Origin of the sequence: Fretibacterium fastidiosum (assembly GCF_964642095.1) — a bacterium.
In the GTDB taxonomy this organism is placed as follows: domain Bacteria; phylum Synergistota; class Synergistia; order Synergistales; family Aminobacteriaceae; genus Fretibacterium; species Fretibacterium fastidiosum.
In genome coordinates, this window is sequence record NZ_OZ209244.1 from 1,174,151 (window position 1) to 1,199,447 (window position 25,297).

At 61.1% G+C, this 25,297-nt stretch carries 18 protein-coding genes and 2 rRNA genes; 15 read left to right on the forward strand and 5 right to left on the reverse strand.

All coding sequences use genetic code 11. From position 1 onward, the window contains the following. The first annotated feature begins 78 nt into the window (after positions 1-78). A 23S ribosomal RNA gene (locus tag ACK28C_RS05135) occupies positions 79-3,064 on the forward strand. Between the two features lie 57 nt (positions 3,065-3,121). Then, positions 3,122-3,237, forward strand: a 5S ribosomal RNA gene (rrf, locus tag ACK28C_RS05140). A 154-nt stretch (positions 3,238-3,391) separates the two neighbouring features. Here the strand turns inward: rrf and fba are convergent. The 3 genes from fba to ACK28C_RS05155 form a co-directional block, all read right to left on the reverse strand. After that, entirely contained in the window at positions 3,392-4,255 is an 864-nt protein-coding gene (gene fba, locus ACK28C_RS05145; protein WP_409152555.1) for a class II fructose-1,6-bisphosphate aldolase, read from the reverse strand. Positions 4,256-4,473: 218 nt separating this feature from the next. Beyond that, the gene (locus ACK28C_RS05150) at positions 4,474-4,650 is read right to left on the reverse strand and encodes a hypothetical protein (RefSeq protein ID WP_208873469.1); all 177 of its coding nucleotides are present in this window, start codon (positions 4,648-4,650) and stop codon (positions 4,474-4,476) included. 147 nt (positions 4,651-4,797) lie between these two features. Next, on the reverse strand, positions 4,798-5,001 hold the full coding sequence (locus ACK28C_RS05155) for a hypothetical protein (protein WP_409152556.1): 204 nt from the start codon (positions 4,999-5,001) through the stop codon (positions 4,798-4,800). Between the two features lie 116 nt (positions 5,002-5,117). Between ACK28C_RS05155 and ACK28C_RS05160 the strand changes: the two genes are divergently transcribed. From ACK28C_RS05160 to ACK28C_RS05170, 3 genes are all read left to right on the forward strand, one after another. Then, positions 5,118-5,795, forward strand: coding sequence for a TIR domain-containing protein (locus tag ACK28C_RS05160; protein ID WP_208873474.1), 678 nt, complete (start codon positions 5,118-5,120; stop codon positions 5,793-5,795). Positions 5,796-6,149: 354 nt separating this feature from the next. Next, positions 6,150-9,065 (forward strand): DUF2339 domain-containing protein, encoded by a 2,916-nt coding sequence (locus tag ACK28C_RS05165; protein WP_015556793.1) that lies wholly within the window; start codon positions 6,150-6,152, stop codon positions 9,063-9,065. Between the two features lie 5 nt (positions 9,066-9,070). Continuing rightward, complete coding sequence (locus ACK28C_RS05170) at positions 9,071-10,489, forward strand: DUF3999 family protein (RefSeq protein WP_208873476.1); 1,419 nt, start codon at positions 9,071-9,073, stop codon at positions 10,487-10,489. Positions 10,490-10,958: 469 nt separating this feature from the next. On the opposite strand, the gene ACK28C_RS05175 is transcribed toward ACK28C_RS05170, so the two are convergent. Further along, positions 10,959-13,511 carry a DNA polymerase gene (locus ACK28C_RS05175; protein ID WP_015556794.1) on the reverse strand — a complete coding sequence of 851 codons (2,553 nt, stop codon included), beginning with the start codon at positions 13,509-13,511 and terminating at the stop codon, positions 10,959-10,961. A gap of 190 nt (positions 13,512-13,701) precedes the next feature. Here ACK28C_RS05175 and gltX point away from each other — a divergent pair, with 190 nt between their 5' ends. The 8 genes from gltX to ACK28C_RS05215 all read left to right on the forward strand — a co-directional run bounded on the left by gltX (position 13,702) and on the right by ACK28C_RS05215 (position 22,091). After that, positions 13,702-15,045 (forward strand): glutamate--tRNA ligase, encoded by a 1,344-nt coding sequence (gene gltX / locus ACK28C_RS05180; RefSeq protein ID WP_015556795.1) that lies wholly within the window; start codon positions 13,702-13,704, stop codon positions 15,043-15,045. 99 nt (positions 15,046-15,144) lie between these two features. Next, positions 15,145-17,100: a 1,4-alpha-glucan branching protein GlgB gene (glgB, locus tag ACK28C_RS05185; protein ID WP_015556796.1), complete on the forward strand. Its 1,956-nt coding sequence runs from the start codon at positions 15,145-15,147 to the stop codon at positions 17,098-17,100. A 94-nt stretch (positions 17,101-17,194) separates the two neighbouring features. After that, positions 17,195-19,609: a DUF3536 domain-containing protein gene (locus ACK28C_RS05190; protein WP_015556797.1), complete on the forward strand. Its 2,415-nt coding sequence runs from the start codon at positions 17,195-17,197 to the stop codon at positions 19,607-19,609. Positions 19,610-19,959: 350 nt separating this feature from the next. Beyond that, positions 19,960-20,205: a hypothetical protein gene (locus tag ACK28C_RS05195; RefSeq protein WP_015556799.1), complete on the forward strand. Its 246-nt coding sequence runs from the start codon at positions 19,960-19,962 to the stop codon at positions 20,203-20,205. Positions 20,206-20,320: 115 nt separating this feature from the next. Continuing rightward, positions 20,321-20,755, forward strand: a complete 435-nt coding sequence (locus tag ACK28C_RS05200; RefSeq protein WP_015556800.1) for a nucleotidyltransferase family protein — start codon at positions 20,321-20,323, stop codon at positions 20,753-20,755. Between the two features lie 73 nt (positions 20,756-20,828). Beyond that, entirely contained in the window at positions 20,829-21,089 is a 261-nt protein-coding gene (locus ACK28C_RS05205; RefSeq protein WP_279369751.1) for a HEPN domain-containing protein, read from the forward strand. A gap of 382 nt (positions 21,090-21,471) precedes the next feature. After that, on the forward strand, positions 21,472-21,723 hold the full coding sequence (locus ACK28C_RS05210) for an AbrB/MazE/SpoVT family DNA-binding domain-containing protein (RefSeq protein WP_208873480.1): 252 nt from the start codon (positions 21,472-21,474) through the stop codon (positions 21,721-21,723). Continuing rightward, positions 21,720-22,091, forward strand: coding sequence for a type II toxin-antitoxin system PemK/MazF family toxin (locus ACK28C_RS05215; RefSeq protein ID WP_208873482.1), 372 nt, complete (start codon positions 21,720-21,722; stop codon positions 22,089-22,091). The genes ACK28C_RS05210 and ACK28C_RS05215 overlap by 4 nt, the downstream gene beginning before the upstream one ends. Before the next feature lie 81 nt (positions 22,092-22,172). On the opposite strand, the gene ACK28C_RS05220 is transcribed toward ACK28C_RS05215, so the two are convergent. Further along, a complete protein-coding gene (locus ACK28C_RS05220) occupies positions 22,173-22,319 on the reverse strand; it encodes a hypothetical protein (protein WP_015556802.1) in 147 nt (48 codons plus the stop codon). Positions 22,320-23,176: 857 nt separating this feature from the next. Here ACK28C_RS05220 and istA point away from each other — a divergent pair. Both istA and istB read left to right on the forward strand, forming a co-directional pair. Continuing rightward, positions 23,177-24,484 (forward strand): IS21 family transposase, encoded by a 1,308-nt coding sequence (gene istA / locus ACK28C_RS05225; RefSeq protein WP_409152557.1) that lies wholly within the window; start codon positions 23,177-23,179, stop codon positions 24,482-24,484. Beyond that, complete coding sequence (istB, locus tag ACK28C_RS05230) at positions 24,481-25,263, forward strand: IS21-like element helper ATPase IstB (RefSeq protein ID WP_409152487.1); 783 nt, start codon at positions 24,481-24,483, stop codon at positions 25,261-25,263. Before istA ends, istB begins: the two co-directional genes overlap by 4 nt. Positions 25,264-25,297: the final 34 nt, after the last annotated feature.

Below are 25,297 nucleotides of genomic sequence, written 5' to 3' on the forward strand. Positions count from 1 at the left end.
ATTGCCGAGCCTCGATATCTTGCCCGTAGTTTTCCCTGTGTATATTGACAACGAAATAGAAGGCAAAGATGAATTGGAGAGCAAAGGACTAAGGGCATACGAAGGATGCCAAGGCATCTGACAGCGAAGAAGGACGCGGCTAGCGGCGAAATGCTCCGGGGAGAGGCAAGCGATCGTTGATCCGGAGGTGTCCGAATGGGGGAACCCCCCTGGCGCAGGCCAGGGACCCGCAAGAGCGGGGGCGAAGTCGGCGAAGTGAAACATCTCAGTAGCCGGATAGAGAAGAAATCGAAGAGATACCCTAAGTAGTGGTGAGCGAACGGGGAAGAGCCTAAACCGACTGCGTGTAAGCCTGCAGGCGTTGCGCAGGGCGGTGTAATAGGGACGTGCTGGAGGGCACTGCAGAGCCCTCGGACAGTTACCAAGTTCAAGTCTAGTTGAATGGTGTTGGGAAAGCCAGCCTGAGAGGGTGAGAGCCCCGTAAGCGAAAGGATTGAGCCTGTCTGAGCACGGACCCTGAGTAGGCCGGAGCACGAGGAATTCCGGTTGAATTCGGGCCGACCATGGTCCAAGGCTAAACATGTCAGATGACCGATAGCGAAGAGTACCGAGAGGGAAAGGTGAAAAGCACCCCTGGCGGGGAGTGAAAGAGACCTGAATTCGTATGCTTACAAGCGATCGGAGCATGACGTACGTCTTCGGGTGTACGGGTGTGTGACGGTATGCCTTTTGTAAAATGAGCCGGCGAGTTATTGTGCATAGCGAGGTTAAGGAGCAGGAGCTCCGGAGCCGGAGGGAAACCGAGTCTGAATAGGGCGCTTAGTTTTGCATAATAGACCCGAAGCCCGACGATCTATCCATGTCCAGGTTGAAGCTCCGGTGAAGCGGGGTGGAGGACCGAACCGAAGCCTGTTGAAAAAGTCTCGGATGAGGTGTGGATAGGAGTGAAAAGCTAATCGAGTTGGGTGATAGCTGGTTCTCCCCGAAATGCATTTGGGTGCAGCCCGGAATGTTTAGTGGCGGGGGTAGAGCACTGAATGGACGCGGGCGGTTGTAACCGTACCAAATTCAATCAAACTGCGAATACCGCTACTTAAGAGTTCCGGAGTGAGACTGCGGGAGAGAAGTTTCGTGGTCGAGAGGGAAAGAGCCCAGATCCACGGCTAAGGTCCCAAAGACATGCTAAGTGTGGCAAGGATGTGACGATGCCCGGACAGCCAGGAGGTTGGCTCAGAAGCAGCCATCCTTTAAAGAGTGCGTAATAGCTCACTGGTCGAGGATTGTTGCGCCGAAAATACTGGGGGCTAAGCATGACACCGAAGCCTGGAGATTGACTTTAAGGAGTCGAATCGGTAGGGGAGCGTTGTATGCGGGGTGAAGTACGCCCGGAAGGACGTGTGGACTGCATACAAGAGAGAATGCCGGCATGAGTAACGCGAAGTGTGTGAGAATCACACTCACCGGAAGTCCAAGGGTTCCTGGGGAAGGTTGATCCGCCCAGGGTAAGGCGGGACCTAAGGTCAGGCCGAAAGGCGTAGCTGATGGACAACAGGTTGCTAATCCTGTCCCGCGATGAGTTCGTTACGACGATGGAGTGACGCAGGAGGCTAGGTGCGCCGGGTGATGGATCCCGGTCTAAGGGAGCGGCCTGACGAGGGAGGTAAATCCCCCTTGTTAAAGGTTAGACCTGATGGGGAGCGAGCCGCGAGGTGAGCGAAGGTATTGAAGCCAGGCTGCCAGGAAAAGCTTCTAAGGAGAACTCATAGCGCCCGTACCCGAAACCGACACAGGTGGACTGGCTGAGGAGGCTAAGGTGAGCGGGAGAACTATCGTTAAGGAACTCTGCAAATTGACCCCGTAACTTAGGGAGAAGGGGTGCCACGCTTGGTGCAAGCTGAGGGTGGTCGCAGAAACCAGGCACAGGCGACTGTTTACTAAAAACACAGGACTCTGCATAAGGCGCAAGCCGAAGTATAGGGTCTGACACCTGCCCGGTGCTGGAAGGTTAAATGGAGGGGTTAGTACAGTGATGTGCGAAGCTCTGAAATGAAGCCCCAGTAAACGGCGGCCGTAACTATAACGGTCCTAAGGTAGCGAAATTCCTTGTCGGGTAAGTTCCGACCTGCACGAAAGGTGTAACGATCTGTGCGCTGTCTCGACGGTAGGCCCGGTGAAATTGTGGTCCTGGTAAAGACGCCAGGTACCCGTGGTGGGACGGAAAGACCCCATGGAGCTTTACTGTAACTTAGTATTGAATTTTGTCCTACGATGCACAGGATAGGTGGGAGGCATTGAGAGTGGGATTTTGGTTCCATTTGAGCCGCCGTTGGGATACCACCCTTTGTATGATGAAATTCTAACCCGGAGGCGTTGAAACACGCGCGGGGACATTGCTAGGCGGGCAGTTTGACTGGGGCGGTCGCCTCCCAAAGAGTAACGGAGGCGCGCAAAGGTCACCTCAGGGCGAATGGAAACCGCCCTATGAGAGCGTAAGCGTATAAGGTGGCTTGACTGTGAGACGGACGTGTCGAACAGGAACGAAAGTTGGTGCTAGTGATCCGGTGGTGCCGAATGGAAGGGCCATCGCTCAACGGATAAAAGCTACCCTGGGGATAACAGGCTGATCTCGCCCGAGAGTTCCAATCGACGGCGTGGTTTGGCACCTCGATGTCGGCTCATCGCATCCTGGGGCTGAAGCAGGTCCCAAGGGTTGGTCTGTTCGCCCATTAAAGCGGTACGTGAGCTGGGTTTAGAACGTCGTGAGACAGTTCGGTCCCTATCCACCATGGGCGTAAGGTATTTGAGGAGAGCTGTTCCTAGTACGAGAGGACCGGAATGGACGAACCGCTAGTGTATCGGTTGTGGCGCCAGCTGCAAAAGCCGGGTAGCTATGTTCGGCCGGGATAACCGCTGAAAGCATCTAAGTGGGAAGCCCCCTCCAAGATGAGATACCTGACTCTATAAGAGATAAGACGTCCGCAAGACGAGCGGGTAGATAGGCCGGAAGTGTAAGCGTTGAGAGGCGTTGAGCTGACCGGTACTAATACGTCGAAACTTTGCACTCCAAATCATTGATGTTTTCTATTTTGGTTGTTGGTATATGCAGGGTAAAGAATTGTTTTCTGGTGGCCATGGCGGCAGGGGAACACCCGGACCCATGTCGAACCCGGAAGTTAAGCCTGCAAGCGCTGATGGTACTGTGTGGGGTACACACGGGAGAGTAGGTCGCTGCCAGAAAACTGATTTAAAGGCGGAGGAAGCTGACATACGTCAGCTTCCTCCGCCCTTTTTTATGCCCACAAATTGACCCCTGCAAGAGGGGCACCCGTAGGGGCTGGGGTAATCCAGCACGACGACCTCCACGGAAACCCTCTGGCAAAATGACCCCGCTCTACGCGCGGTTGACCGAGCCGAAGAGCTCCATCTTCTCCTTGACCGTCGCCCTGATGGCGTCCATGCCGGGGGCCAGGAGCTTTCGGGGATCGAAGCCCTTGCCCTGCTGGTCCTTGCCCGACTCGATGTACTTTCGGGTGGCTTCCGCAAAGGCGACCTGGCACTCCGTGTTGACGTTGATCTTGGAGACGCCCAGGGAGATGGCCTCCTGGATCATGGCCGCGGGGATGCCCGATCCGCCGTGCAGCACCAAGGGGAGGGCGCCGGTCCTCTTCTGTATGGCGTCGAGCGTCTCGAAGGAGAGCCCCTGCCAGTTGTCGGGGTACTTGCCGTGTATGTTCCCAATCCCTGCGGCCAGCATGTCGACCCCAAGTTCCGCGATGATGCGGCACTCCTCCGGGTCCGCGCATTCGCCCATCCCCAGGACGCCGTCCTCCTCGCCGCCGATGGTGCCCACCTCCGCCTCGATGGACAGTCCCAGGGCGTGAGCCGCGTGGACCAACTCGCGCGTCTTTTCCAGGTTCTCGGCGATGGGGTAGTGCGAGCCGTCGAACATGACGGAGGTGAAGCCAGCCTTGATGCACTTGTAGACCCCTTCATAGGTGCCGTGGTCCAGGTGCAGCGCGACGGGCACCGTGATCCCCAGGCCCTTGTCCATGGCCCTCACCATCGCGGACACCGTGTCGAAGCCCGTCATGTACTTTCCCGCGCCCTCGGAGACGCCCAGGATGACGGGGCTCCTCAACTCTTCCGCCGTCAGCAGGACGGCCTTCGCCCACTCCAGATTGTTGATGTTGAAGTGCCCGACCGCGTAACGTCCCTCCCTCGCTCTCTTGAGCATTTCCGTTGCCGTCGTCAGCATTCTGAAAACCCCTTTGAATGAATTTTGTTTTTGCACTTAAAGTCGGATCGAGAAAGCACCGGCTGATCGCTGCGCTTCTGTTCATTATAGCATTGCGGCATTGTGCGCGAGCTCTCGATGAGTTTGGAATGCGCGCCGCCTTGTCGCTCAAGGCGACGAGTTTTGCCCCTGTAAGGGGAGGTGCCGAACGGAGCGGGGCGGAGGGGTTGTTTCGTATCCTATTCGCTTGGAGTGAGTCGGGGCCCCGGGCGTGCAGGCTTTGGAAGGGGGCCGTGCTCGGCTTCGTAGGTTCGGATCTCGCTGCGCACAGCACGCACCAGCAGGCTGTTGAACGATTCGTCGTAGACGGCCGCCAGAATTTTTCCTTTCAGGAACGTATCTTCGTCGATGCGCACCTGAGTGAATACGGACTTCGATTTGTCTGGGGCGGACGGCCTTTCAACCTCGGACTATAACGATTGCCTTTATCTCCCATGACTCTATCAACTCTGATCGTTACTCTCTATCTTTCGCCCCTTTTCATAATATGACCTATATTAACTCTAACGCTCCCTCTGGCCCCCTATTTGGAGTCCACTATACTGGGTCGTGTACTTTTTCCTGAGCCTGATGCTCTGCCTCCGACAGAGGCTCAGGGACTCTGCAGCTTCCTGGTTGGTCATCTTCTCGTTGACCAGCAGCTCCATGATCTTGATGCGCTTGATCTCTTTTTGTGACAATGCTACTCGCTCCTGCTTCATACCCAAGTATTACCAAAAGACCTGCCTGCCGCGGCATGGGGTGACATTATCACTGATCAATGACACAAACATTGACAAAAGGTAGTTTTTATAGTAAAAACGGTTTGAGGAGGTGGCTTTTGATGAAAACAGATGAAGCATTAGAGATTTTGAAAGCTCAGGGATTGATGTTAGAAGAGCAAAAAAGGTTAACTAATGGGACCGGCGACCAGTTACGTTTTAAAACTGGTGAAATCGTTAATATTTTTAACAAGGGTACTTTTTCGGTACAGGGCAAAAACAAACCGCGAATCGAAAAGATTTTGTGGGACGCTACGGGAACTGCACAAACAACACCAATAGCACCGTCGCGCGAAGTATTTGTTGTATATGGCCATGACACAACTGCACGGACACAATTAGAAGCTATGTTGCGACGGTGGGACATTGAACCACTTATTCTCGACCAGCTTCCATCAGAGGGACAAACTATAATTGAAAAGCTGGAAAATTATACACAGCAAGCACATTATGCCATAGTTCTTACTACACCAGATGATGAGGGGCATCCTACCAATAAGCCTGGTGAAAAACGATATCGCGCTCGACAAAATGTTGTTTTGGAGTTAGGTATGCTTTTGGCTAAATTAGGTAGGAGTAAGGTTGCTATTCTGATAAAGGATCAAGAAAACATGGAAAAGCCATCCGATATTAACGGTCTTATGTATATTTCATTCAGAGATAACGTCGAAGATGGAAAATTAAATCTATTCAAAGAATTGTGTGCCGCTGGATTTAATATTGATAGCAAAAAACTATAAAGGCTTCCACCATTAACCTGCCTACCGTGGCGGGTTTTTCTTATACCTAAATATAGAAGGTGATGAATCTAACCGAGAGCTCTGTCAATCATATGTTTTCCTTTTAGTGCCTGAAACTTCATCAGGCCGTGCGAAGCACATGAGGATTGAGACTGACGGGTCTGTGAGCATTAGCGAACAGCATCTGGAAGGCTCCCCGAAAGGGGGCGTAGCCCCATGTTAGAATTTTATGGAAGCGCTGAAGGATACCCTTACGGATGCTCCTTGATTGCTTCCAACAACTTTTCAAGGTTAATCAGCGCTTCCATAAAAAATTAAGGAACTAAAAAATTAAGGAAAGCGAGGTTCAGAGCAATGCTGGTTCTCCTGGTGTTTGCGATCTTCTGGCTGATCCTGTCGCCGCTTCTGATCCTGGGAAAGGTGGGCGACGCCACGGAGCGTCTGAGCCGCCGCATCACGGCGCTGGAGAAGGCGATCGACGCGATGCGGCAGGGCCCGATTCCGCGAGAGGCGTCGAAGGAACAGCCCTCCGTCACGCCTCTATCCGAGGTGCAGCCCTCTGCCGACCTCCTGTCCGAGGAGCTGCCGCTGGCACCTCCTCTGCCGGAAGCGCCGCCCCCTGTCGAGCTTCCCGTGGGAGAAGCGCCCATTGACCTCGACCTGCCGAAGGTACCCGAAGTCTCCCTCGAGGCGCCGGAGCCTTCGGAATCCCTCCGGGAGACGCCTGAGGAGCCCACCGTCGAGGAACTTCCCGTTGCCGCCGCAGCAGCCTTCCACCCTGACAACCCCGACGGCCCCAACGACGATGTCTCGTTGTCCCGCCAACCCGGCTCCGTCGCCGCCGCATGGTCCCGCCTCATCACCTGGCTGATCGCCGAGGGGAACATCTGGGTCTGCACAGGCGTGCTCCTCTTCCTCGTGGGGTTCGGCCTGCTCTTCAGCTACGCGGTTCACCTCGGTCTGCTGACCCTGGAGATGCGCCTGGCGGGCGCCGCCGTCACGGGCCTCCTGATGGTGGCCTTCGGATTTCGTATGCGGCTGCGGCGTCGTGCCTACGCTCTGGTCCTCCAGGGAGGCGGCATGGGCGTGCTCTACCTCGTCGTGCTGGCTGCCGCGAAACTCCATTCGGCCTCCACCAATGTGCCCATCCTGCCGGAGGGACCGGCCGTTGGGGCGATGATCTTCCTCTCCGTCGTCACCGTCGTCCTGGCGCTGGTGCAGGACTACGAGCCCCTGGCGCTCTTTGCGGTCCTCGGCGGCTTCGCCGCCCCCCACCTGCTTCAGGTGGGAGCCCGCAGTCCCGTAACGCTCTTCTCCATCTGCACGCTGTTGAACTTCGAGATCCTGGCCATCGCGTTCCGACGCCGCTGGCGCCTCCTGAACCGGATGGGCTTCCTCCTCACCGCCGGCATCGCCCTGTTCTGGGGCCAGCGCAACTGGAGGCCCGATCTCTTCTCTGCAGTGGAGCCCTTCCTGTTGGCCTTCCTCGCAACCTACACGTTGATCACGCTTCGCTTCGCGATGCGCCGTGCCGGGGGAGAGTCCCCCGATGCCGCCGAAGCGTCGCGCTACGACGCCGATATGCCCCTGACCGTCCTCGTCCCCTTCGTCTTCTTCTTCCTGCAGTCCCACGCAGCGGGACACCTCGCCTACGGCACGGCCTCGACCTGCCTGGGGCTTGGGGTGTGGTACCTGATCTTAGGGGTCTGGCTGCGCCAAAGAGGGGAGCGGTATCAGCCCGTGGTCTGGCGCCTCTTTGCCGCGCTGAGCATCCTGTTCTCGAACCTCGTCCTCCCTTACGCCTTCGAGCGCGTGCTCTCGTCCGCCGTGTGGGCGGCCGAAGGGGCGTTCCTGGTCGTCGCAGCCTGTCGTTACGGAAGCCTGAAAGCCCTGCTGGGCGGAATTTTCCTGCAGGTCGGGGCCCTCTGCCTCTACGCCCCCGAACTGGCGCGGATTGACCTGACGGTCGATTCGGTGCTGAGTCCGATCCTCGCCAGCGGCGTCCTGTTCGCTGCCGCCCTCTGGTGCAGCGGCTTCTGGATCACGCGCTTCCGGCTGCGAGGGGAAGACCTCCCCCATGGAACCCGATGGGAACGCCAGGCGTCGGAATTTCTCCGCTCAAACGTGGACTCGGCCTGCGTCGTCTTATCCTGGGTGCTGACGGGCGCCGGGGCCCTGTGGTGGTGGGGGACCATGGGCGACCAGGTGCCTCGCATCGGGCTCCCCTGGCTCTCGGCCTTCCCGGTCGTCTGCCTGACCGCCCTGGCCGCCTGTTGGGCCTCCCTGCGCCTCGACTGGCGTGCGGCCCAACTCCTCCTGTTCGGCCCGCTGATCGCCGGCATCCTTTGGGTCTTCGAGACGCTGCCTTTCGTCCTGCGCCCCGTGACCCTGGACTTCTTCGGCATCGGGCGCAGCCTTACGGCGAGCGCCATCGTCTACGCGGCGACGATCGGGCCGTCGCTTCGCCTGTTGTATCAAACGAAGGCCGGCTTTCGAGGCATCGAAATCTTCCACTTCGCCGCAATCCTCGTGGGGCTGAGGCTGGCCGACATGGCCCTGGGGCGATGGGGGCTCCGCTGGGGAGGGGACTGGGCGCAGCTGCTCTCGCTCCTGCCCCTGGTGGCGCTGTTGCTCCACGTGTCGCGGGCGCGGGAGCGCTCGGCCTTCGCGGGGAGCCCCAAATCCCTGGCCTTTGCCACAGCGCTTCCCCTGCTGCTGCAACTGCCCGCTTTCGTCGACAGCTTCAAGTGGAAGGGGACCGCCGTCGGCGGGCTGTTCGTCCCCCTGTTGAACCCCCTCGAACTGTGGCAGGCGACCTTCATCCTGTCCTGCGTCCTCTGGTTCCGCTGTTCCTTCGTCAAGGACGCCCGTCCGTCCCATCCCCTGCGGCAGGGGTTCTTCGGGTTCCTGTTCGTCTGGGTCAACCAGGTCGCCGCGCGGGCGGCGTGGTGGTACTCGGACGAGGCCTTTTCCTCGATCTGGATGGCGCTGAGGACGTCGCACTGTCAGGGGATCATCGCTATCTTGTGGGGCGTCCTGGGCCTCGCGGGGATCCTTCAGGGGAAGCGATTGAGAAGCCGTTCGCTCTGGCGTGCGGGCGCGGGGCTGCTGGCCGCGGACATGGTCAAGCTGTTGATCGTCGATCTGAGCCGCAGCGCCACCCTGACCCGCATCTTTGCCTTTCTGGTGCTGGGAGGTCTGTTTCTGCTGATCGGCTGGGCTGCGCCGCTGCCCCCAAGGGAGACGGCTGCAGACCGGGGGAAGGAGTGAGGGCCGTGGTCAGGAGCAAGGGACCGGCGCCCTGGGCGGCGGCGTTCCTGCTGGTGCTGACCGTTCTGCTGCCCTGCGGGGCCTGGGGCGCGAGCCCGAAAAAGCCGGTTTCGCTGGAAGATTTCGTTCATGCGAACGCGTTGACGGGGCAGGAGCTTGACGGAGCGCTCTGCAGAGTCTCCATTCCCCAGGAGGTCTACCGCGGGCTGGTTCAGTCTCAGAACTGCGACCTTGCCGTCTTCGACTCGACCGGAGAGGTCGTCCCCTTCGTCGTGGTCTCGGAGGCCGCGGACTCCGGAGCGCCTCCGACGCGCGTCGAGGCGCCCGTGCCGTTCTTCGAGCTCCCTCGAGAGGACGGAGGGGGTGCGGAGAAGGCTTTGCCCGCGGACATCTCCGTCCGGGTCGATGCGGACGGCCGCATCGTCGAGCTTCGGGAACGGCGCCCGTACGATGGCGGGGCCGTCCGAAGCTACCTCCTGGACCTGGCCGCCATCGCACCGGGCGGGGCCCCGAACTCGTACCGGCTGAACCTCCAGACCTCCGGGGAGGCGGAACTGAACGTAAAGGCCGACGTCCTCCGGAGCGAAAACCTGCGGGACTGGAACGCGGTGTGTTCCGACATACCCCTGCTCCGACTCCGCAGGGGAGACGCGCGCCTCGACAGAAGCGAGATCGAGCTGCCCCGGCATCCGGGCCGCTACCTTCTGTTGAGGGTGCGCGGCGTGGACCCGACCTTCGCGCTCGCGGAGGTGCGCTGTTCCCGTTTGCTGCAGCGAAGGGCATCTGAGGACGGGAGCGCTGAGTTCGACGGCGTGGTAACCCCGGACCACCGGGCGGTGGAGTACGACCTCGGAGGGGCGTTCCCCGTCACGCAGCTCGACTTCGTTTTGCAAGAGCCGGGGTTGTATGGGGCGCGTTGCTCCTCCCGCCCCGACCCGGGGACGCCGTGGCGTGCCGCCGGATCGGCGGTGCTCTTCAGGGTGCGCGAGGCGGGGACCCTCCGGACGAACGCCGCCATGAGCGTTGGCCGGCGTGAAGACCGCTACTGGCGTCTGGACTTCGATCGGGACTTTTCCGCGGCGCCGCCCCGGCTGAAGGTGGGGTGGCATTCTGGCACCCTGTACTTTCTGGCCCAGGGCCGGGCTCCGTGGATACTGGCCTACGGCAGCGCCCGAAAAGACCTGGCGCTGCAGAGCCCGCACCTGCTTCAGGACGTGCGGCCGAGCGGCGCCGTGGAGGCGAAGGTCGGCGCGCCCGTGGACCCCAATCCGGCGGGAGGGGGCCTGCGGGCCGAACGCAACCGTCCGGACGGCGAATGGCAGCGTCGGCTGGTGTGGGGCCTCCTGCTCCTGGGGGCGGTGCTGCTCTCCACGATCGCATGGAAGCTGCTGCGCTCCGGATCGGGTGCGGGGAACCAGGACTAGACTGTCGATCTAAACGCAGCGGTGCCGGAAACTGAACCGACTTCAGAGGATGCCCCTCCGGTTTGCTGACGCGAACACCTCCCCTTGCAGGGGAGGCGAAAAGAAGAGGCGCGTTGTTGGTCCCCGGTTTATTAGGCTCCCCTGGAAGGGGAGCTGGCGAGCCCCGCAGGGGCGAGACTGAGGGGTTGTTGGCCCTTTGCATGATGGGTTGTCGTTGGGTATGAAGACGACCCCTCCGGTTCGCTGGTGCGAACCACCTCCCCTTTCAGGGGAGGCAAAAAGAAGAGGTGCCGTTTTTCAGGCTCCCCTGGAAGGGGAGCTGGCGAGCCCGCAAGGGCGAGACTGAGGGGTTGTTTTGGTCCCGCAGGGGCTGGGACTGACGGCTCGTGAGCGTCAGCGAACGGCTGCCGGAAGGCTTCCCGAAGGGGGTGTTGGGCGTGAAGGCCCCCCAATCCGGCAGGGGAGGGCCCTACGCCTCCGCCAGGGAGCTTCCCGTCTTCAGCTGCACCTCGAGGGGCAGGGAGAGGGTGGCGGCGTTCATCATGATCTCCCGGAGCGAATGCCCCACCTCCTCCGCCCTGGCGGCGGGGCACTCGCAGACCAGCGAGTCGTGGACCTGAAGGAAGAGGCGCACCTCCCCGTCGTGGCGGAACGCGCGGTCGAAGTCCACCATGGCCTTGCGGGCGATGTCCGCCGCCGTGCCCTGGATGGGGGTGTTCACCAGCACCCGGTCCAGCCCTCCCCGGCCCTGCGCGGTCACCTCGTCCACGGGCCGTATCCGCCCCGCCAGCGTGCGGGCGAAGCCGGCCGCGTGGGCCTCCTTCACGATGTCCTTCAGAAAGCTCTGCACGCCGGGCAGCGCCTCGAAGTAGCGCTTCACGATCATGGAGGCCTCTCCGCGGGGCATGTCCAGCCGTTCCGCCAGGCCGAAGGCGCTCATCCCGTAGAGCAGGCCGAAGTTGATCATCTTCGCCACGCGCCGCAGCTCCGGCGTCACGAACTCCGGGGCCATGGAGAAGACCCAGGAGGCCGTCTCCCGGTGGATGTCCCTCCCGTTCCGGAAGGCCTCGACGAGGCGGGGCTCTCTGGACATGTGCGCCAGGACGCGCAGCTCGATCTGGGAGTAGTCCGCGGCCACGAACACGTTTCCCTCCCGCACGGGGACGAGGCCCTGCTTGATGCGTTCCGCCCACTGGCCGAAGGCGGGGATGTTCTGCAGGTTGGGGTCCCGGCTGCTGAGGCGTCCCGTGCCCGTGAGGGCGGGCTCGAAGGTGGTGTGGATGACGCCCTCCCCCTCCTCCGCCGCCTTCTGAAGCGGCACCACGAAGCCGCTCTGCATCTTCGAGAGCTCCCGGTGCTCCAGCAGCAGGGCGGGCACCTCGCCTCCGGGCAGCCGGGCCAGGTGCTCCAACACGGCCGCGCCGGTGGAGAAGCCCGTCTTCCCCTTGGTCTTCCCCTCCGGCGCGAAGCCCAGCTGGACGAAGAGGAGGTCCGCCACCTGCTTCGGCGAGTTCAGGTTGACGGCCGTCCCCGCCATGTCCTCCACCTGGGCCTCGATGGCGCGGATCCGAGCCGCCAGCTCCTCCTGAAGCGCGGCGAAGCGGGAGGGGTCCAGGCGCACGCCCCAGCGCTCCATCCTGAGCAGGACCGGGATGAGGGGCAGGTCGATCCCCTCCATCACGTCGCGCAGCCCCTGGTGCCGGGTCATGGCCGCGTCCAGCCCCTGCCGCAGCCGGAAGAGCGCGGGGGCTGGCGCCTCCCCCTCCGCAATCAGCGACGGGAACGTCTTCTCGGCGACGTCCGGGTGCAGCAGGTAGTGCGCCGTCCGCAGGTCCCACGCTCCGGCCTCCGGGACCGTCAGGCCGCGCGCGGCCATCGCCTTGCCGTCGTACAGCAGGAGCTCCGCCGGCCGCACCCGCTCCAGGAGGGCCAGCGCCTCCTCCCCGGAGCCGTCCGCGGCCCTGCCGTCCTCCGCGGCGACCTGCACCCGCCCGTCCTGCAGGGGGGCCATGGCCAGGACGGACGGCCCCTGGGTACAACAGGCCTCCGCCAGCTCCGCCAGGGGCACGAACCGGACCTCCGGCCCCGTCGCAGGAACTGCCGGGCCCGGCCCCGCCATGATGTGGCGGGCCACCTTCCGCAGCGCCAGGCGCTCCGTGAGCGCCAGCGCGGCGGCGGGGTCCGCAGGGGCACTGAGGCACCGATCGAGGTCCAGGGGAACGTCGAGGCGCAGGCGGATGAGGTCGCGGGACCGCTGGGCTGCCTCTAGGCCGGAGGCCTCGAGCTTCTTTCGCACGGCGGGCCGGACCTCGCTCAGCCCGTCGAAGACCGCCTCCAGCGTTGTCCATCGGGAGATCAGCTCCCCGGCGGTCTTCTCGCCGATGCCGGCCACCCCCGGCACGTTGTCCGCCTTGTCGCCCAGCAGGGCCAGGTAGTCCGGCACGGAGGAGGGGGAGAATCCCTTCTCCGCCTCGAAGTCGGCGGCGCTGTATATCTCGGCCGACGAGACGCCGCTCTTGAGGGGCCGCATGATCAGGACTCCCGGCCCCAGAACCTGCATCAGGTCCTTGTCCGAGGAAAGGAGCACCGCCTGCCACCCCTTCTCCGTCGCCCTCAGGGCCAGGGAGGCCATGACGTCGTCCGCCTCCACGCCGCTTTGGATCAGCAGGGGGTACCCCATGAGGCGCAGCAGCTCCTGAAGCAGGGGCACCTGGGCCTTGAACTCCTCCGGGCTTGGCTTGCGCGTGGCCTTGTACTGGGGCAGCATCTCGTGGCGGAAGGTGGGGCCCGGCGCGTCGAAGGCCACGGCCACGGCGCGGGGCTTCACCCTCTCCTCGGCGAAGAACAGCATGTTCATGAAGCCCGTGAGCACGCCCGTCGGCGTTCCGTCCGGCGCACTGAGCTCCTGACGCTCCATGGCGTAAAAGGCCCGGTACGCCAGGCCGTGCCCATCCACGATCAGGAGCCTGTCCCGCCCCTTGTCGATCCTCTCGTCTATCCTGTCGCCTATGCTGTCGTGCATCGAACCCCAGAGCCCTCCGTCCAAAGCGCTTTCGGGGATCGGCCCTCTCCCGTCGGGGGCTTCACGGCCCTTCCCCACTTGCGCTATAATCTTTTGAGATACCATTATAGAGGATATCCGCCGCATCCGGCCACGAGCGCCGCCGGGTCGGCCGTGCCGAATCCACGCTGTGGACATTGGAGGAAGGATCATGACGGAGAACAAAAACGTGCGGGTGCGCTTTGCGCCCAGTCCAACGGGGGCCCTGCACATCGGGGGCGGACACACCGCCCTGTTCAACTGGCTGTGGGCCCGCCACACGGGGGGACGCTTCATCCTGCGCGTCGAGGACACGGACCGGGTCCGCTCGACCAAGGAGTACGAGGAGACCATCATGTCCGGCATGAGGTGGCTGGGGCTGGACTGGGACGAGGGCCCGGACAGGGGCGGCGACTACGGCCCTTACCGCCAGTCCGAGCGACTGGACCTGTACCGGCAGTACGCCCGGCAACTGCTGGACGAGGGCAGGGCCTACCGCGACGGGGAGGCCATCGTCTTCAAGGTGGAGCCGGGACAGGACCTGTCCTTCGACGACTGCGTCTACGGGCGCATCGAGAGCATGAGCGACGGACTGAAGGAGAAGGACAGCGAAAAGCTCAAGGACATCGTCCTCATCAAGAGCGACGGAATGCCCACCTACAATTACGCCGTCGTGGTGGACGACCACTTGATGGCCATCACCCACGTCATCCGGGGCGAGGACCACATCTCCAACACGCCGAAGCAAATCCTCATCTACCGCGCCCTGGGCTGGGAGACGCCGCGCTTCGCCCACCTGCCCATGATCCTGGGCAAGGACAAGAAGAAGCTGAGCAAACGGCTGGGAGCCACGAGCGTCTACGAGTATCGGGACCTGGGGTACATGCCGGACTCCGTGTTCAACTTCCTGGCGCTCCTGGGCTGGTTCGCCGGCGACGACCACGAGATCTTCACGCGCCAGGAGGCCGCGGACCTCTTCGAGCTGTCGCGCGTCACCCGCAAGCCCGCGGTGCTGGACGTGGACAAGCTGAACTTCATCAATCAGGAGCACCTGAAGCGGCTGGACCCCATGACGCGCCTCGCCATGGTGCGCCCCTTCTGGGAGGCCATGGGGCTGCCGGTGAAGGAGCACGGCGACGAGTGGCTGGCGGAGGCCCTCACCCTGATGGAGGGTCGTGGCCGCACGGCCAGGGAGATGGCGGAGTTCACGGACTACTTCCTGTCCTTCGAGCCGGTGAAGGCCCGCTGGGACGGCAGTGCCCTCACGGCGGACGAGCGGGGGCTGCTGAAGGAGTTCTTCGCCGCCATGACGAGCCTGTCCGACTGGACGCCCGCGGGCCTCGAGGCCTTTGCGCGGAGCTGGACCGCCGAGCGAAACGTGAAGATGAAGGACTACGCCATGCCCCTGCGCTGGGCGCTGACGGGCATGAAGGTCAGCCCCGGCATCTTCGACGTGGCCGTCCACCTGGGACGGGACGAGGTGAAGCGGCGCCTGTCCCACTATGGGTTGATTTAACGCAAGGCCGTTCCCAGCGGGATTTAAGAGAAGGTCTGTGGCACAGCTGTTCCTCCGCAGGCCGCTGTCAGCTGTCCGAAAACGAGGAAGGAGACGGCCATGAAACAGCAAAACGCAGTGCGTTACGGTGTTTCCCCCCTGACCGACTACGACATCTTCCTGTTCAAGCAGGGGACCCACTACAGCCTCTACAACAAGATGGGAGCCCAGAGGTTTGCGGACAAGGACGGGACGGAGGGCGTGGCGTTCTCCGTGTGGGCGCCCAACGCCCAGGAGGTCAGCGTGGTGGGCAGCTTCAACGGCTGGACCCCCGGCGCCCACCCGCTCTCCCCCCGCTGGGACGGGAGCGGCATCTGGGAGGGCTTCATCCCCGGCCTCAAGAGGTGGGACCTCTACAAGTTCCACCTCAGGAACAGCCGCGGCGAGGAGAAGGACAAGATGGACCCCTTCGCGCGCTCCTTCGAGGTGCCGCCCCGAACCTCCTCCGTCGTCCACTGGCCGGAGTACGAATGGGGCGACGGCGACTGGATGCGGGCCCGGCCGAAGAACCTCTCCCTCTCCGCCCCCTGGTCCGTCTACGAGGTCCACCTGGGCTCCTGGCGGCGCCACTGGGACAACGGACTCTCCCTCTCCTACCGCGAGATGGCGGAGGAGCTCCCCGCCTACTGCACGGACATGGGCTTCACGGCCGTGGAGTTCCTGCCCGTGATGGAACACCCCTTCTATGGCTCCTGGGGGTATCAGATGCTGGGCTTCTTCGCCCCGACGAGCCGCTACGGGACGCCGGAGGACTTCATGGCCTTGGTGGACGCCCTGCACCGCAGCGGCATTGCCGTGATCCTGGACTGGGTGCCCAGCCACTTCCCGACCGACGACTTCGGCCTGGCCCGTTACGACGGCACGGCGCTCTACGAGCACGAGGACCCGCGCAAGGGCTACCACCCCGACTGGGGCAGCTACATCTTCAACTACGGCCGCAACGAGGTGCGCAGCTACCTCATCTCAAGCGCCGCCTTCTGGATCGACCAGTACCACGCGGACGCGCTGCGCATCGACGCCGTAGCCTCCATGCTGTACCTGGACTACTCCCGCAAGGAGGGGCAGTGGACGCCCAACGTCTACGGCGGGCGCGAGAACCTGGAGGCCATCTCCCTGCTCCAGGACCTGAACCGCGAGCTCTACGGGAGGTTCCACGACGTCCAGACCATCGCGGAGGAGTCCACGGACTGGCCCATGGTCACGCGGCCCGTGTTCCTGGGCGGGCTGGGGTTTGGCATGAAGTGGAACATGGGCTGGATGCACGACACCCTGGACTACATGAGCCTGGAGAGCGTCTACCGCGCCTGGCACCAAAACCAGCTGACCTTCAGCATCTGGTACGCCTTCTCCGAGAACTTCATGCTGCCCCTGTCCCACGACGAGGTGGTGCACGGCAAGCGCTCCCTCATGAACAAGATGTCGGGCGACTGGTGGCAGAAGCGGGCGAACCTGCGCCTGCTCTACGGCTACATGTGGACGCACCCCGGCAAGAAACTGCTCTTCATGGGCTGCGAGCTGGGGCAGGGGCTGGAGTGGAACAACGACGCGGCGCTTGAGTGGCACCTCCTGGACAAGCCGGAGTTTCGCGGCATCCAGCAGTGGGTGCGCGACCTGAACGGCGCGCTGAAGCAGTACCCCCCGCTCCATGAGCGGGACTTCAGCCCGGCGGGCTTCCGCTGGGTGGACTGCACCGACTGGCAGCAGAGCGTCATCGCCTGGCTGCGCATGGGCGAGCGCAGGGACGAATACGTTCTCTGCGCAGCGAACTTCACGCCGGTACCCCGCGAGGGCTACCGCGTGGGGGTCCCCTGCGGCGGCTTTTGGCGCGAGGTCCTGAACAGCGACGCGACCGTCTACGGCGGAAGCGGCATGGGCAACAAGGGGGGGATGGAGGCGGAGACGATCCCCTGCCACAACCTGCCCTGCTCGCTCCCCCTCACCCTTCCGCCCCTCGCGATCGTGGTCTTTCACTTCACGGGGGCCCCGTCCTCCGAAGGACCCCAGGGAAAGGCGTAGACGGGGCTCTGTCCGCCTCTCGGGCCGCGGCCGACCATCCGCGGGGACGAGGGAGCCTTGTACTTCTATTTCCGAAAGGAGCTGCAATCTGCCCATGCCTCGTTACGTTTGCATTCACGGCCACTTCTACCAGCCGCCGCGCGAGAACCCGTGGCTTGAGACGGTGGAGCTTCAGGAGTCGGCCGCGCCGTGGCACGACTGGAACGCCAGGATCGCCGCCGAGTGCTACAGCCGCAACGCCGCCTCCCGAATCCTGAACGGCAGCGGAAAGATCGTCAAGATCTGCAACAACTACTCACGCATGAGCTTCAACCTGGGCCCCACGCTGCTCTCGTGGCTTCAGGAGAACGACCCGCTGTGCTACGACGCCATCCTGGAGGCCGACGCCATCGGCGCGCGCCGCTTCTCAGGCCACGGCCCCGCCGTGGCCCAGGTCTACAACCACGTCATCATGCCCCTGGCGAATCGACGCGACAAGGAGACCCAGGTGCTCTGGGGCATAGCGGACTTCGAGAAGCGCTTCCGCCGCAGGCCGGAGGGCATGTGGCTGGCGGAGGCCGCCGTCGACACGGAGACCCTCGAGGTGCTGGCGGAGCACGGCATCCTCTTCACGGTGCTCTCCCCCTATCAGGCGGACTCCGTGCGCCCCTGCGGCGGGGGCGTGTGGCAGGACGCAAAGGGCGGCCGCATCGACACCACCCGCCCGTACCGCTGCAGCCTCCCATCGGGCCGCAGCATCGCGCTCTTCTTCTACGACGGCCTCCTGTCTCAGAAGATCGCCTTCGGAGGGATGCTGGACAACGGCGAACACTTCGCCCGGCAGCTCATCGACGCCCACCCGGACCGGGGCTTCCCCCTCCTGTCCCACGTGGCCACGGACGGCGAGTCCTACGGGCACCACCACGACCATGGGGACATGGCCCTGGCCTACTGCCTCGAGACGGTGGACCGCTCCAGGGACGCGACGCTCACCGTCTACGGCGAGTACCTGGCCTTCTACCCGCCGGACTGGGAGGTCCGCATCATTGAGAACTCCTCCTGGAGCTGCGCCCACGGCGTGGAGCGCTGGCGCAGCGACTGCGGGTGCAGCACGGGGACGCCCGGATTCCATCAGAGGTGGCGCGCCCCCCTGCGTCGCGCCATGGACATGCTTCGGGACGAGCTCATTGCGCCCTTCGAGCGGGAGGCGGGGAAGCTCCTCAAGGACCCGTGGGAGGCCCGCAATCGCTACATCGACCTGATCCTGGACCGCACGCCGGAGTGCGTGGAGGCCTGGCTGAAGCAGAACGCTTCCCGCTCCCTGACGGACGAGGAGCGCGTCCGCGCCATCTCCCTCCTGGAGATGCAGCGGGCCGCGCTCCTGATGTTCACCAGTTGCGGCTGGTTCTTCGACGAGGTGTCCCGCATCGAGCCGGTGCAGGTGATGCGCTACGCGGCGCACGCCATGGAGCTGGCGGACCGGTTCCTGGGCCGCGACCTGGAGCCGGCGTTTCTGGACATCCTGAGCGGGGCCCCCAGCAACGTCCCGGAGCTGAAGAACGGGGCCAAGGTCTACGAGCTCCTGGTGAAACAGGGGCGCGTCGACATGCCCCAGCTGGCCGCTTACTACGGCATCACCTCCCTCCTTCAGGGCTTCAGGCAGAGCTTCCGGGAGGGGTGCTGGAACCTGGCGGGGAGCACCCTCATCCTGCGGGACGGTTCGGAGGACGCCTCCGCCTTCTCCGCGGGGACGGTGCGCGTCACCTCCCGCATCACCGGGGAGAGTGGCGCCTTCCTGTTCGCCGCCAACCACCGGGGCGGAATCTCCCTCCTCTGCGGCGTGACGCCGGAGAAGGAGATGCGCCCCATCTCCACCCAGGAGGCGCAGGAGCTGAGGCGCCTCTTTGCTCCCGCCATGGAGAGGGCCATGGTCGATCGCTTCGGCTACACGCTGTACTCCCTGAGGCACATCCCTGCCGACGCCCAACGCCGCCTGCTGGACGAGCTCTTGAAGCAGGACGTCCAGCGCATTGAGGCCGTGGTGCGCAGCATCGTGCAGAACTATGACCAGCTTCTGGAGTACATGGCGACCCTGGAGGTGCGCCCGCCGGAGATCATCGCCTCCGCGGCGAAGATCGTGATGAGCGCCTCCCTCCTGGACCTCCTGAGACAGGACCTTCCGGACTTCGAGGCCCTGAACCGCATCCTGTCCCTGTCGGTCCAGCGCCAGATCGCGCTCCGGTCGGACCGGCTCTGCTTCGCCGTCTCGGAGTGGCTCAAAACGCGCATGATGCGCCTGTGCGGCAACCCCCTGGACCTCCAGCAGGTCCGGGCCGCGACGGACCTGGTGCGGACGTTTCAGGAGGGCTTTCAATGGCGCCTGAGCCTCTACGACGCGCAGAACCTCTACCACGAGATGCTTCGGCGCTGGCGCGGCGAGCTCTCCGCCGCCCCGGCGGACCTGAGGGAGGCCATCTTCGCGCTTGGCCGCCAGCTGCAATTCTCGGAGGAGTTTTTGAAGGGAAGCTGAACGGGAGGTCGAGGCATTTCCGAACGGCCGCCGGAAGGCCCCCCGAAGGGGGGCTTGGTCCCATGAATTTCAGGGAAGCGTTGAAGGATACCCCGAATTTGATGAGCCTTGATTGCTTTCAACAACGCAGTTTGCGGTGCGTCTCGAAGGGGAGCCTCGCCGTAAACTGCGCCGTCTCTTTTCCCTTCACGTTTATCATGCCCCTTTTGCTGTAAATTCCCCAAAAGGAAGAGGGGGTGGTTTTGTTTGATTCTGGAGATTGAGCCGTATGTAGAAATTCAATCACGAAGGACTGTCCACAGAATGATGGACTTGGAATATGCGGCAGGTCACAGTTGGAGGAAGATATTATGGCAGTGCTCAGCGTAGAACTTGAGGTGGCTGAAGACGTCTTAATGGAGTATCTTGGAATACTCTCTCGTGAGATATCCGAGGAGCGGAGGAAAAGTGTTGTCAATGAGAGAAAAATCTCCGTCCTACAAGAAGAGCACGAGAAGGTAAAGAACATGCGTCATTCACTTACGTTGGAAGATAGCGCTCTTATCGACCGCGTTTTGTATCTGTATGGCCTTGCCGTCAGGAGAAATCTTTCATGAAGAGGAAGATTTTATACTGGTCGCCTGGTGAACGTCAGCGGATACTTGAAAGATGGTGCACTTATCGATACAGAGCAGACGCCATTAAGATTGCTTAAAGAGAGCGGTGGTCTAAATGGAAGCGCAGGTACTGGAGCGAGATACGGAGCGTCTGCAGGAAGCACTCGATAGCCTTCCATTCCTGGAGCCGGTCGTCAAGGACACGCTGAAGGAGTTTGTGCTGAGGCTGAAGGAGGCCGAAGGAGAAAACCTGCTGAGGGTTGTCCTTTTCGGCTCGATGGCACGCGGCGATTTCGATGAGGAATCGGACACGGATGTGTTTGTGCTGCTTAAGGAAGGGACAGACATTCAACTTACGGAACGAGTGTGTAACATAGCTGACGATGCAGCTACAAGTATTAGTGATTGTTACGTTTATATTTCACCGTTTATAGAGACAGCTGATAGTATTGCTGAAGAGTACAAGGGGATATCGCGGTGGAGGTTTGAACCAGTATTTGATGCAATTCGTGAAGAGGGGGTTGTTTTGTTTGAGTCTGGAGGCCGATGATCGTAAGGTCATGATTGATCTATATCTTGAAAAATCGGACAGAAAGCTTAAAAAAGCCGAAGATCTGTAAGTTATAGCCCCAGAAGAATCCGTCAGGGCTTCCTATTACGCTGCTTTTCACGTGACTAAAGCGCTTTTTCTTCAATACGGGTTGGAGACGAGCAAAAAAAGAGGTCATAGAAGCGTCATTTCGTTGTTCAATGACAAATTTGTCCATGAGGGGATATTTCCAAATGAATTAAAAATGTTTTTGGGGCAGTTAGAGACAGATAGAAACAAAGGCGATTACTCTATCACCGAAAGATTACCAATGAACATGCAGCAGTTGCTTTAGGTAAGGCGAGGCGAATTAACTCAGAGCTAAAACATCACATTAAAGAACAGCAGCAACAAGAAAGCCGTCAGGCCACGGAACAGACGTAGGATACTCAAGAACAGGTTGCTCAGGTCAACCAAGCTGACCTCGATGTTGAGTCAACGACGGCCCTGCTGAAGAACCAGCTATAGTGTGGACCCCGGGTGAGATCATAACATTTGCCCGGGCCAGTTGAGGACGCCGACCAGATGATTACCGAGCCAGGAGACATGCTGATCTTTGCAGCGGGCTTTCCCGTGGTGTACGGCAAGCATACTCTCTCCCCATCGTGGTGCAATGCTTTGTTTTTTTGTTATATAATCAACATGAAAAGTTAAACGAAACGATAGGGGGAGATTGAATGTTGCTCACAAGTCGTGTGCATAAAGTGGGAGGTTCGCTGATGATGCCCATCCCATCCAAGATAACGCGAGCACTGTCCTTGACGCCCGCAACGGAAATGCGATTGGAAGTCCAGAAGGGGCGGATTATCGTTACCCCCTGTGAAAGACCGCCGGAATACTCGCTCCAGCAGCTTGTTTCCATGACTGATTTCAGTGATCGTGACGCTGCCTGGCTGGATGGCGAGGCGGAGGGGGCCGAGTTGGTTTGAAACGCGGCGATATCTATCGGGTGTGCCTGAATCCCGTTTCGGGACATGAACAGCAGGGAACGGCAAGGCCGGTTTTGGTCGTTTCTTCTTCCGTCTTCAATAACGCCGCTAACGTTGCTGTTGTAGTACCCATCACTCAGGGGGCTGGCGGAAGCGCCTTCTCGCAGAACCTGGGCTTTGCTGTACCGCTTTCTTCTCAGGATGTGAGTGGAGCTGAAGCGATCTCCGGCATCATTCGGTGTGACCAGCCAAGGGTTTTGGATTTGAAATCTCGTGGAGGCAGAAAGGTCGCTGAGGTTTCCGTTCCAGTCATGGAAGAGGTTCTGGCTCGGATTGTGACGCTCTTCGACCCCTTCGACCCGGATTGAGTGGATTCCGAACCTCCAGGCGGACCTGTGAGTTTTCACGGTCTTCCATAATATTCATGGTATCATAGGCAACCATAAGCATCACATCCTGCAGGCGGCGGCCGGGCTGTCGCTTGACCTCTCCGCCCACTCCCTGCGCTCCGGGTTTCTCACGACGACGAGCCGGCAGGGGAAGACGGAACGGTCCATCCAGGCCCTGCGAGGGTACTTCCGTCGCGAGGACGCCATAGAAGACAATGCCGCCAGAGGTATAATGACCTGAACGCTTGATGGTATAATAATGAATGAAGTCCCGCCCAGGAGAGGTTGGACGGGGTTGTTTCTTGGGCTGCCGAAGTGAGGCCGATTTCCCCACCTCGGACTTACGCCCTAACGTGAGGGATTACGCTTTGAAGAGCCGAATCAGTTCGGCGAGGGCTCGTGCGAGTGCTGCTAACGCTCGCACGAGCTTTGTTATTCTCTCCACGCTATCACCCCCTTTCGGGGGGATGCCCCAAGCAGCTTCGCTCGATGTCCTGAGCGCCTCTCCTGCCTTCTATTCTAGCGCATCATGACGCAAAGTGCTGAAGGCTAACCAAGCCTGGATAAATATGAGAGTGGCTTATCTTATACCAAATCGCGTCTAATGTGGATTGCCTCCCCTAAGGGGAGGTGCCGCCAAGGGCGGCGGAGGGGTTCAGCCAGACGACCGGCCTCACGCAAGCCGATCTTTGGGGAGGATTGCGGCGGCCGGTTGGTCGGCTGAGGGCGAAGGAAGTCCGGGGGACTTCCGTAGCTCGGCCAGACGACACGACTTACGGACGCCGACAGGCGGTCGGCGTCGTGTCGGTCGGCTGAGCCGAAGCAAGGCAATGGATTGCCTTGTGGAGGCGTTGACCGGGAATGTCAGACAGGCGCGTCTTATGAAAAACACCCCTCCCCTTCGGGGAGCCTTCCGGCTGCCGTTCGCCCTTGCTCATGGGCCGTCAGTCCCAGCCCCTTCGGGGCAGCCCCCCTGCAGGTGTCAGGCGACAGTATAAACTGACCCATAGGCGACAGAGGAAACTGACCCACCCTCAGAGGAAAGATGAGGGGAGGGGTTTTGTATGGTTCAGCGTTCTGCCAAACTGTTGAGTGGAACAACCCTACAGTTGGCAGGTGAGGGAGCTATCAAACATCAGGACGAAGTTTCAGCCATGCTGCGGCTTCATTCTCAGGGATGGAGCATCCACAAATTATCGAGGGAGTTCTCCATGAGCCGGGTTACGGTTCGTAAATACCTCCGCAACGGCGGAGTTGTGAAGTACAACCTTACGGACAAGCGTGTTTTTCAGGGAGCCCTTCGGGGTCACGAGGACTGGCTCCACGAGAAATTTTTTCAGCACGGCGGTAATGCCGACGTTATCCGGCAGGAGTTGGAGTCGGAGAAGGGGATAGCCGTTTCGCTGCGTACGGTAGAGCGTGCAGTGCAGGCGCATCGTGAGGTTTTAGGCCGGGAGGCTTTAGCAACCGTTCGCTTTGAGACGCCCCCAGGCCATCAAATGCAGATAGACTTTGGAGAGAAGAGAGTCCTGATAGGGGGGGCTGAGGTCAAGGTGCACTTTTTTGTCTCGAAGCTTGGGTACTCCCGTCGTCTCTACGTTAAAGCCTTCGAGCATGAGAACCAACAGGCTTGGTTTCAGGGGATGGAGGATTCCTTTGCGTATTTTGGAGGAGTTCCTGCGGAGGTTTTGACGGACAATCCCCGGGCTTTGGTCACAGAGCACAACCCCAGGACACGAGAGCTTTTGCTGAACGAGAAGTTCAAAGCGTTTGCAGATTATTGGGGCTTCACCCCACGGGCTTGCGCGCCCTTCCGGGCCCGCACGAAGGGAAAGGTGGAGAACGGGGTCCGTTACGTGAAGCGGAACTGCATCGCGGGTCGGGAGTTCTCAAGCTGGTCGGATATGGAACGGCATATTGCGAACTGGCTTCGTACGGAGTCGGACGGGCGGGTGTTGACAGATGCCTCGGACACGCCGTTGTGCCGTTTTGAGTCGACGGAGAGAGCAGCGCTCCGGCCCGCTCATGGCAGAGCCCCGTTTGTCCAGGTCCGGGAGTATGTGAGGAAGGTGCCCTCGGACGCCCATGTGGTTGTGGACACGAACCGTTACAGTGTGCCGTGGTCGGCCATCGGCAAACGTGTCCAGGTGCAGGTTACAGAAGCGGAGGTCGTGATTTACCAGTCTGACGGTACGGAGTTGGCGCGGCATGTCCTGCAGCCCGGCACGCACCAGAAGAGCACGGACAAGGAGCACCTTAGAGGAATTATGTATTGTGGTGGGGAGGGGGAAAGCTCCTCTTTGCGCGTGGTCACGACAGATTCCTTGAGCCGTCCGCTGAGTGAGTACGAAGAAGCAGTGCAGGCGTCATGAGCAAGGTTATTGACGAGGAGCATTTCATGAGTCTGCTGGGTCGTCTGAAGCTGACTGGCATTCGAGAGAATCTGGATACTTTGTTGGACGCAGCGTCCAAGGAGGGGCTGAGCTACCGCGAGGTTTTGTACCGTCTTTGCTGCGAGGAGGCGCGGCATAAGGACATCCGTCGAATCCAGATGGGGCTGAGGATCGCCCACTTCCCGTGTGTGAGGACGCTTGATGGTTTCGATTGGGGATCGAGTTCAGCGGACCGTCGTCAGCTTGAGGAGCTGAGTCACTGTCGGTGGGTGGCGAATGGGGACAGTTTGCTTTTTCTGGGACCGCCCGGAGTGGGTAAAACGCATCTGGCTATAGCTCTGGGCAGAGCGTCGATAGAGCGGGGCTACTCGGTTCTGTTCACCACGGCGGTTGCCTTGCTGGCGAGTCTGAGCAAGAGCAAGAATGAGCTTCGTCTTGAGGAGCGGTTGTCCTTTTTCAGCAAGCCGAAGCTGCTGATAGTAGACGAGCTGGGTTACCTTCCCCTTGAGCGCGAAAGCGCGCACCTGTTTTTTCAGCTTGTGTCCAGGAGATACGAGAGGGGCAGCCTTCTTCTGACGAGTAACCGGAGCGTATCGGAATGGGGGGACGTGTTTGGAGACAACGTCGTGGCCACTGCAACTTTAGACCGCCTGCTGCACCACTCGACGGTGGTGACGCTTCGGGGGGACAGTTATCGGCTGCTTGAAAAGCGCCGTTCGGGCTTAATGCGAAAGGAGCAGGATATCGCAGGACAATGAACAGGGCTCAAGGGGGGTCAGTTTTCGATGTCGC